Here is a 1,414-nt window from a genome sequence, read left to right as displayed (position 1 = left end):
ACCTCATGATAGGCCGGTACTGACGTTCTAATAGACTTGATACGGTAGAAGAAAGCTACAAGAATAAAAAGCATACGTATCCATACCCAAAGGGTAAACGAATCATAAATTCCCTCGGTTCAGAATAGGCGCAGGCAGCTCCGAAGGACAGGAGCGGTAGCGACGCGGAGCTGACAAGACGGTTTTTGCCTGATAAGGCAAAAAATTCCTAAGCGAGGGGGTCTTTTCTTTTGGTTCGTTTTCTTTGGACAAGCAAAGAAAATGAACAAACATGATTAGAAGGAAGCACTACTCAAATCGACGTTAGGAGGTTCACGAGCTCCCGTAAACTAATAATCTCGCGAGTAAGAAAAGTAAAAAACAACTTCAATTAGAGTTTCCTTTCTTTTTTGCATCGCCCAAAAAAGAAACAAAAAAGTCTAGGCTTACATGAGCTTCTCTAAATGTATTGCGCATTGCACGGCATGCGCTTAACTCGGGCGGCACACCACCCTCAAACAGAACCGCCTGCTACGTTCCGCTCCCTGCAAATTTTACGAGAACCTCATGATAGGCCGGTACTGACGTTCTAATAGACTGGAGACGGTAGAAGAAAGCTACAAGAATAAAAAGCATACGTATCCATACCCGAAGGGTTGAACGAACTACAATCCCTCGGTTCAGAATAGGCATTTAGACTCTTTTTGAAATATTTTTCTTTACAAAAATATCCTATAGCAGGTTTCCTTTTGGTCAGTATAGCGGCGGTGCCCCGTTAAAAATTTTTGAAGCCTTGGAGAAAATTTAGGGGCACTGCTGCGGTTTTCGCCCTCAAGGCGAAAAATACCTATCCAAAAGGCGTCGTTTCTTTTGGTGAGCCTGCCCTGAGCGATAGTCGAAGGGTTTCTTTAGACGAGTAAAGAAAATGAACAGAACATGATTAGAAGTAAGTACTACTCAAACCGACTTTGGAGGTTCACGAGCTCCCGTGCAATAAAAATCAAACGAGCTAAAGAAAAGTAAGGAAGACACTATAAAACCTATAACTTCTATCCGTGTTTCTGTTCTTTTGCCTTGATGCCAAAGAACCAAAAAATCAAGGCTTATTTTTAGATCCTTGAAAACTACGCAAACGCCTTTGCCTGCGGATAGCAAACCGCTGCGCCTGTGCATTCCTCTCGTTACACTCGTCGGATGCAAGCTCCGCTACCCACCGCTGCGGCGCCCGCTTGTTTTACTACAGCTCTAAAAAGTAGGCCGTTTTACCATTCTATTAAAAATTACTCATACCCGAAGGGTTGAACGAACTACAATCCCTCGGTTCAGAATAGGCGCAGGCAGCTCCGAAGGACAGGAGCGGTAGCGACGCGGAGCTGACAAGACGGTTTTTGCCTGATAAGGCAAAAAATTCCTAAGCGAGGGGGTCTTTTCTTTT

The 1,414-nt window shown here is 44.2% G+C and carries 1 protein-coding gene; it reads right to left on the bottom strand.

Features of this window, described 5'->3' with window-relative positions:
• Nucleotides 1–510 precede the first annotated feature (510 nt).
• Complete coding sequence (locus DSM02_RS20475; protein ID WP_164918355.1) at nt 511–672, bottom strand: hypothetical protein; 162 nt, start codon at nt 670–672, stop codon at nt 511–513.
• Between the last annotated feature and the right edge of the window lie 742 nt (nt 673–1,414).

Source organism: Leeuwenhoekiella polynyae, from assembly GCF_004104075.1.
GTDB lineage: Bacteria > Bacteroidota > Bacteroidia > Flavobacteriales > Flavobacteriaceae > Leeuwenhoekiella > Leeuwenhoekiella polynyae.
Note: the sequence above shows the minus strand (reverse complement) of the source record. Positions and strands in the feature narration are given on the sequence as shown.